5 protein-coding genes are annotated in these 6,627 nt (G+C 68.4%); 1 reads left to right on the top strand and 4 read right to left on the bottom strand.

From position 1 onward, the window contains the following. On the top strand, positions 1-836 hold an 836-nt coding region (locus tag ACR2MZ_RS10705), incomplete at its 5' end, for a fibronectin type III-like domain-contianing protein (protein WP_434005029.1). A 226-nt stretch (positions 837-1,062) separates the two neighbouring features. Here the strand turns inward: ACR2MZ_RS10705 and ACR2MZ_RS10700 are convergent. The 4 genes from ACR2MZ_RS10700 to ACR2MZ_RS10685 form a co-directional block, all read right to left on the bottom strand. Further along, positions 1,063-3,120 (bottom strand): ABC transporter ATP-binding protein, encoded by a 2,058-nt coding sequence (locus tag ACR2MZ_RS10700; protein ID WP_434005028.1) that lies wholly within the window; start codon positions 3,118-3,120, stop codon positions 1,063-1,065. Next, positions 3,117-4,853: an ABC transporter ATP-binding protein gene (locus tag ACR2MZ_RS10695; RefSeq protein ID WP_434005027.1), complete on the bottom strand. Its 1,737-nt coding sequence runs from the start codon at positions 4,851-4,853 to the stop codon at positions 3,117-3,119. The genes ACR2MZ_RS10700 and ACR2MZ_RS10695 overlap by 4 nt, the downstream gene beginning before the upstream one ends. 184 nt (positions 4,854-5,037) lie before the next feature. Then, on the bottom strand, positions 5,038-5,595 hold the full coding sequence (locus tag ACR2MZ_RS10690) for an EXLDI protein (RefSeq protein ID WP_434005026.1): 558 nt from the start codon (positions 5,593-5,595) through the stop codon (positions 5,038-5,040). A 91-nt stretch (positions 5,596-5,686) separates the two neighbouring features. Continuing rightward, positions 5,687-6,604 carry a DMT family transporter gene (locus ACR2MZ_RS10685; RefSeq protein ID WP_434005025.1) on the bottom strand — a complete coding sequence of 306 codons (918 nt, stop codon included), beginning with the start codon at positions 6,602-6,604 and terminating at the stop codon, positions 5,687-5,689. Positions 6,605-6,627: the final 23 nt, after the last annotated feature.

Below are 6,627 nucleotides of genomic sequence, written 5' to 3'. Positions count from 1 at the left end.
TCCTGGAGTGCTGGCTCTCGGGCCAGGCCGCCGGCTCGGCCGCGGCCAAGCTCGTGCTCGGGCTGGCCAACCCGTCCGGGAAGCTGGCCGAGACCATCCCCGTACGCCTGGAGGACAGCTCCTCCTTCCTGAACTTCCCGGGTGACTCCGGAGTGGTCCGCTACGGCGAGGGGATCTTCATCGGCTACCGGGGCTACGACCGGGCTCGGCAGGAGGTCAGCTACCCGTTCGGGTTCGGGCTCTCGTACACCAGCTTCACCATCGGGGACCTCGCGCTGCGGACCAGCGGGTCGGTGGCCGACGACGACCTGGAGGTGCAGGCCACGGTCACCGTTGTGAACATCGGTGCGGTCGCCGGTGCCGAGGTGGTGCAGGTCTACGTCTGTGACGTGGAGTCGACCGTGGCCCGGCCCGTACGCGAGCTGAAGGCGTTCGCCAAGGTCTTCCTGGAGCCGGGGGAGAGCAAGCAGGTCAGCCTCGTCCTGGACACCCGGGCCTTCGCCTACTGGTCGACCCGGCACCACGACTGGGTCGTCGAGGCCGGCGAGTTCGAGGTCGCCTTGGGCTCGTCCTCGTGGCACCTGGCCGCCCGCGACCGGGTGCACCTCGAGGCTTCCTCGGTCGCCCCGCCGCTCACCGGTGACTCGACGCTGCAGGAGTGGGTGGCCGACGACCGGGGCCGGGAGCTGCTGAGCACCCTGGATGTGCCCATCCTGGGCGACCCGGAGCTCGTCCGGGTCATCGGCACCATGCCGATGCGGACTCTGGCGTCCTTCTCGGGCCTGCTCTTCGACCACGGCACCCTGGACCGGCTGGAGGGCCAGCTGGAGGGCTGACCCTGATATTCGAACGCCAGTGGCCTGGTCGGCCCACACCCACGCGGACGGGGTCGGGTCGTTGGTCCACTGGCGTCGCAATGTCAGGGGGCCTCCCCAGCTCGCGGTGGCATCTGCGTTGTCCACAGCCGTCGCCGGGTGTCGCTTGTCCCCAGCACGACCGACCGCCGCCCGAGCTGAGGCACCGAACGGGCTGCCGCCCCTGACGGGCGCTCGCTATTCAGGGTCAGGACCGGTGCCCGGCCGCGACGGGGGCCTTGACCGCGTCGTCGTTCTCGATCGCGGCGCTGAACTGCGAGCGGTAGAGGTCGTAGTAGGCGCCCTCAGCCGCCAGCAGCTCCTGGTGCGACCCCTGCTCCACGATCCGGCCCGCCTCCATCACCAGGATCACGTCGGCGTCGCGGATGGTGGAGAGCCGGTGCGCGATGACAAAGCTGGTCCGGTCGCTGCGCAGGGCGGCCATCGCGTGCTGCACCAGCACCTCGGTCCGGGTGTCGACCGAGCTGGTGGCCTCGTCCAGGATCAGCAGCGACGGGTCGGCCAGGAACGCCCGGGCGATGGTGATGAGCTGCTTCTCGCCCGCGCTCACGTTGCTGTCCTCCTCGTCGATCACGGTGTCGTACCCGTCCGGCAGGGTGCGGACGAACCGGTCCACGTACGTCGCCTCGGCCGCCGCCTGCACCTCGGCCTCGGTGGCGGTCGGTCGGCCGTACGCGATGTTGTCCCGGATGGTGCCGTGGAAGAGCCAGGTGTCCTGCAGGACCATCCCGATCTCCGACCGCAGCGCCGACCGAGGGACCGAGGCGACGTCGGCCCCGTCCAGGGTGATCCGGCCGCCGTCGAGCTCGTAGAACCGCATGACCAGGTTGACCAGGGTGGTCTTCCCGGCTCCGGTCGGCCCCACGATGGCGACCGTGCTGCCGGGCTCGGCGACCAGGGACAGGTCCGTGATCAGCGGGACGGCCGGGTCGTACGCGAACGAGACGCCCTCGAAGGCGACCCGGCCCCGCGTCGGGGGCAGCGTGCCGGCCGTCTCCGCGGACTGCTCCTCGGCGTCCAGCACCTCGAAGACCCGCTCGGCGGAGGCGACTCCGGACTGCAGCAGGTTGGCCATCGACGCGACCTGGGTCAGGGGCTGGGTGAACATCCGGCTGTACTGGATGAAGGCCTGGACGTCGCCCAGGTTCATCGAGCCGGTCGCCACCCGGAGACCGCCGATGACCGCGATCACCACGTAGTTCAGGTTCCCGATGAAGAACATCGTCGGCATGATGAGCCCGGAGACGAACTGGGCGCCGAAGCTGGGTAGGAACAGCGCCTCGTTGCGGGCCGCGAAGACCGCCTCGACCTCGCGCTGGCGACCGAAGACCTTGACCAGCGAGTGACCCGTGAAGGCCTCCTCGATGTGGCCATTGAGCTCCCCGGTCGCCTTCCACTGCTGCACGAACAGCTTCTGCGACCGCTTCCCGACCACGCTGGTGATCAGGACCGAGACCGGAATCGTCACCAGGGCGATGAGGGCGAGCATCGGCGAGACGACGAACATCATCACCACTACCCCGACGACCGTGAGTACCGAGGTGAGCAGCTGCGACAGCGTCTGCTGCAGGGCCTGGGCCACGTTGTCGATATCGTTGGTCACCCGGCTCAGCAGCTCGCCCCGGGTCTGCCGGTCGAAGTAGCTCAGCGGCAGCCGGTTGATCTTCGCCTCCACCTGGTTGCGGAGAGCGTAGACCGAGCGCTGGACGGCCCCGTTCAGCAGGTAGCCCTGCAGCCACATGAACAGCGACGACACCAGGTAGAGCCCGAGCGCCAGCAGCAGCACGTTGCGCAGCCCGGTGAAGTCGATGCCCTGGCCGGGCACGACGTCGAGTCGGGCCACCAGGTCGGCGAAGGTCCCGTTGCCCTGGGCCCGCAGACCCGCCACCACCTCGGCCTTGGTGGCTCCCGGGGTCAGGTTCTTCCCCACGATGCCGGTGAAGATGATGTCGGTGGCGCGTCCGAGGATCTTCGGTCCGACCACGTTGGCCACGATGCCGACCACAGCCAGCCCGACGACCACGAGGAGGATGACGCGCTCGGGGGCGAGCTGGCTCAGCAGCCGCTTCATCGACGGCCAGAAGGCGATCGACTTCTCGACGGCGCGGCCCTGTCCCCAGTGGCCGCCGCGGTTGCCCTCGGTGGGCTGGTACTTCGGCCGCTCGGGTGCCTTGACGCCGCCGGCCGGTTCGGTCGCCGCGACGTCGGAGCCCTGCTCGGGCTCGGGGGTGGTGGGGGTGCTCATGCCATGGCCTCCGTTGCGCTGAGCTGGGAGTCGACGATCTCCGCGTACGTAGGACAGCTCGCCAACAGTTCGTCGTGGGTTCCCGAGCCCACGATCTCCCCGTGCTCGAGCACGAGGATCAGGTCGGCGTCGGCGATGGTGGCGACCCGCTGGCCGACGATGATCACGGCGGCACCGCGGGTCTCCCGCTTCAGCGCGGCGCGCAGCCGGGCGTCGGTGGCGACGTCGAGGGCCGAGAAGGAGTCGTCGAACACGTAGATCTCGGGTTTCTTGATCAGGGCCCGGGCGATGGAGAGGCGTTGTCGCTGACCGCCTGAGACGTTGGTGCCGCCCTGGGTGATCCCGGCCTCGAGCTGCTCGGGCATGTCACGGACGAAGTCCTCGGCCTGGGCCACCCGCAGGGCGGCCCACAGCTCGTCCTCGGTCGCGTCGGGCCGGCCGTAGCGGAGGTTGCTGGCCACGGTCCCGGAGAACAGGAAGGGCTTCTGCGGCACCAGCCCGATCCGGCTCCAGAGCAGGTCGGGGTCGAGGTCACGGACCTCGACCCCGTCCACCTGCACCGAGCCGCCGGTCGCGTCGAACAGTCGCGGGATGAGGGAGACCAGGGTGGTCTTGCCCGAGCCGGTCGAGCCGATGATCGCGGTGGTCCGGCCGGGCTCGGCGGTGAAGGTGACGTCGTGCAGGACCGGGGCGTCGGCTCCCGGGTAGGTGAACTCGGTGCCCCGGAAGGCCACGACGGAGGTGCCGCGCAGGGTCGTGACGGGATCGACGGGCCGCTGGACGGTGGACTCGATGTCCAGGACCTCCCCGATCCGGTCGGCACAGACTGCGGCCCGGGGGGCGATCATCAGCAAGAAGGTGGCCATCAGGACCGACATCAGGATCTGGACGAGGTAGGTCAGGAACGCCGTCAGCGACCCGATCTGCATCTGCCCGGCGTCGATTCGTTGGGCGCCGAACCAGAGCACGGCCACGCTGGACAGGTTGAGAATGAACATCACCAGCGGGAAGATCGTGGCCTGCAGCCGCCCGACCGAGGTCGCCGTCCCGGTCAGGATGGCGTTGGCGTCGTCGAAGCGGGCCACTTCGTACGGCTCCCGGACAAAAGCCCGCACCACCCGGATGCCGGCGATCTGCTCGCGCAGTACGCGGTTGACGGCGTCGATCCGGGTCTGCATGACCTTGAACAGCGGCCGCATCCGGCGGACCAGCAGGAAGATCGAGACCCCCAGCAGGGGCACCGCGACCACGACCAGCCAGGACAGGCCGACGTCTTGTCGCAGGGCCATCACCACGCCGCCGACCATGGTGATCGGGGCGGCGACGAACATCGTCGACGACAACAGGGCGAGCATCTGCACCTGCTGCACGTCGTTGGTGTTGCGGGTGATCAGCGAGGGAGCGCCGAACTGGGCCACCTCACGAGCGGAGAAGCCACCGACCGTGTGGAAGATGGCCGCGCGGACGTCCCTACCGAAGCGCATAGCAGCGCGAGCACCGAAGTAGACGGCGGCGATCGAGCAGACAATCTGCACGACGGTCACCCCAAGCATCCAGGCGCCGGTCGAGAGGATGTAGCCGGTGTCGCCTTTGGCCACACCTTTGTCGATGATGTCGGCGTTCAGGCTGGGCAGGTAAAGAGAAGCGATGGTGCCGAGCAGCTGCAGCGCGACCACCGCCAGGAGCCCTGACCAGTAGGGCCGCAAATACTTACGCAGCAGCCGGATCAGCAATGCAGATCTCCGTTCGGAAACGCCTCGACGTCGTAAGCGGGGAATCTACCGGACAGCATGATGGCGTGAGCGTGGTCCATGCTTCTGCCCTTCTGGCAGCTTGGGGCCGCACGACATGTTGGCCTGCTCGAAGCGTGTCGCCGCGTGACCTCGTCAATGCCTCGTCTCCTTCGCTGCTGGCCGCTCAAATGTCCAGCTCCTCGATGGCCGGCAGGTCAGAGTCGCCGGCGAGAGTGTCGTAGAACTCCGCGGGCAGCTTCTCCCGTAGTTGCTCGAGGGTGTCGGTGACCTCCAGCGTCTCTTCGGCCGGGCCCCACCACCAGCCGCTTTGCTTGCGCTCCTGCCAGCGTTTGCTGCTTCGCCCCGTGCCCCAATCCCAATCCCAGGCGGTGCGCCAGGTCTCCGGGTCGGACCAGGCAGCCCAATCCGGCATGCGGGTGATGTGGAGCGCGAAATGGCCCTTGCGCGAACGGTAGACGCGGAACCGTTCCAGCCGGCGCTCCCCCGTCGGGTGCTGCCACTCCCCGAGCAGAAGCCCAGTGAATCGCTGCACCCGCCGAGCGCGGCCGGTGCCCACGCGCACTGTTACCTCCTGGTAGCCGGCATGGCGTCCCTCCTCCAACTCGACGAAGCGGCGCAGCGCACGAGCGATCGCCGCTGAGAGGTTCCCATCGCTGAGCCGTTGGGCCTGTTCGTACAGCTCCAGATCGTCGTCGGACACATAGATCGTCTTGTTCGGCACCGCATTCTCCCCTGACCACTGCGCTATGTCACATGTACGTATACTTATAGCACAGTGCCTGCTGCGGCGCGAGCACGCGCTGAAGCAAGAGTCAAGGACCGCCGGCGGCGCCCTCTCGAACTGGCTGCGCTCCGCCGGCTCCCGCTCTGCTCTGAAGCGCCCGCACCGCCTCATGGCCGACGATCGCCAGCAGCACCAGGCCCGCACCCAAGGCCGAGAGCAGCGTCAGGCGTTGGCCGGCCAGGAGGAAGGCGAAGAGCAGCGCCCAGGCCGGCTCGGCGGTCAGGACAAGTGCCGTCTGGATCGGCGGTAGGTGGCGCTGGACCCAGGTCTGGATCAGAAAGGCCAGAGCGCTCGCCAGCAGACCGGTGACGGCGATGGCGAACCAGACGCTGGGACTGGGCCAGCGGAACTGAAAGGCGCCGCCCAAGGCAAAGGCGAACGCGCAGATGAACAGCTGGACCAGGGTGAGCGCGGGGGCTGAGAGGTGGGGCGCCCAGCGTCCAAGCAGCACTATGTGGACAGCGAAGGCTACTGCGCAGCCCAACACGAGCAGATCGCCCAGCCCGAGCCCCGCCAGGCCGCCTGAGAGCAGTGCTGCCCCGGCCAGAGCCAGCAGCACCGCGGCGATCGTAATGGGCCGGAGAGGCACTCCAATGAAGCGCTGGAAGAGCGGGGTGAAGACCACGAAGAGGCCGGTGATGAGTCCCGCATTGCCCGGGCTGATGAACTGCAGCCCGAGCGTCTGGACCAGGTAGCCGAAGGCGAGCGCCAGGCCGATGGCGCCGCCGAAGATCAGCTCGCGGCGGCTCGGCAGGCGTCTCACGACGGCCGCCAGTAGAGCGGCCGCCAGCGCAAAACGAAGAGCCAAAAACGGCAGGGTCGGGTAGGTCGCGATGGCGTCCTTGACCAGCACGAACGTCCAGCCCCAAACGGCTGTGACCGCCAGGAGAGCGAGCAGGTACAGAATCAGCGGAGCTCGTCCGCCACCGCTCAGCCGTACGATCACTGGCTCGTGTTGAACCACAGGCG

This window comes from Candidatus Dormiibacter sp. (assembly GCF_050999135.1).
In the GTDB taxonomy this organism is placed as follows: domain Bacteria; phylum Chloroflexota; class Dormibacteria; order Dormibacterales; family Dormibacteraceae; genus Dormiibacter; species Dormiibacter spiritus.
The sequence above is the reverse complement of the archived record's forward strand: the minus strand, read 5'-3'. Positions and strand labels throughout refer to the sequence as shown.